Annotated in this window: 2 protein-coding genes; one reads left to right on the top strand and one right to left on the bottom strand. The window is 58.7% G+C overall.

Features of this window, described 5'->3' with window-relative positions:
- On the bottom strand, positions 1-606 hold a 606-nt coding region (locus ACR0P8_RS10010), incomplete at its 3' end, for an amino acid permease (RefSeq protein WP_432624893.1).
- Between the two features lie 234 nt (positions 607-840).
- Here ACR0P8_RS10010 and ACR0P8_RS10005 point away from each other — a divergent pair.
- A partial coding sequence (locus ACR0P8_RS10005; protein WP_432624892.1) for an alanine racemase occupies positions 841-1,121 on the top strand: 281 nt, incomplete at its 3' end.

Below are 1,121 nucleotides of genomic sequence, written 5' to 3'. Positions count from 1 at the left end.
GTACCAGACGGTGCACACGATGAACAGCACGATGATGGCCAGCTTGATCATCACCATGATGTCGTTGGTCTTCTTCGTCTGGTTGATGCCGATGGACAGCACCCACGTGATGATAAGCACGATCACGAAGCCCGGCAGATTGAAATACGTGGTGACTCCCGGCGTGGTGCCGTACGCGGCGGTCAGTTCGACCGGCAGATGCAGGCCGAAGCCTTCCAACAGCTTGTTGAAATAGCCCGACCAGCCGGCGGACACGGTCGCCGCCTGCAACGCGTATTCCAAAATCAAATCCCAACCGATCACGAAGGCGATCAACTCGCCGAACGCCAGATACGCGTACGAGTAGGCGGAGCCGGAAACAGGTGCCATCGCGGCGAATTCCGCGTAGCACAGACCCGCGAAGCCGCAGCAGATCGCGGCAAGCAGGAAGGACACGCACAATGCCGGTCCCGCGGTGAGCGCGCCCTTGCCGGTGAGCACGAAGATACCGGTACCGATGATGGCGCCGATGCCCAACATGGTCAGATCGAAGGTTTTCAGTGTTCGCTTCAGAGGAGTCGATTCGGAGACAAGTTGGTCCACCGACTTCTTGCGAAATAGATCCATGGTCGTCAGATTCCCTGTGATTGTTTTAAAAATGGGCTGGACCGGACGGATTTCCGGGACTCTGGCACGCCTCAACGCCAGAAATCAGAAAGGCCGCGGCGATATGCGCAACAGCCTTGTGTATGGAAAGTGTAAAAAACACTGCCGGACAAAATCGTGAAAACATCGTGAATCGTCTCACCATGCGTTCCGGATGTTCCACTCCTGTCACATAGCGGCGCGACAATAGGAGCCATGACTTTGAGCGCAACACATGAATGGGATTTCTCATCCGAACAAGGCAAAGCGAATTACCAGGCTGCCCGTCGACAGTATCCGGCGCAGGCCATCGTCGACCTCGCCGCACTGCGCGACAATATGCGGCATCTAGTCAACGTCGTGGGCGGCCCGCATTCCGGCACCGCCGTCATGGGCGTCGTCAAGGCGGACGCGTACGGACACGGTCTGATTCCGGCAGCCCTCGCGGCGCTGGCCGGCGGGGCCACGTGGCTCGGCACCGCGCAATCGCACGAAGC

The organism is Bifidobacterium sp. (genome assembly GCF_050874245.1).
Classification (GTDB): domain Bacteria; phylum Actinomycetota; class Actinomycetes; order Actinomycetales; family Bifidobacteriaceae; genus Bifidobacterium.
This window is presented reverse-complemented; position numbering and strand designations above follow the sequence as displayed.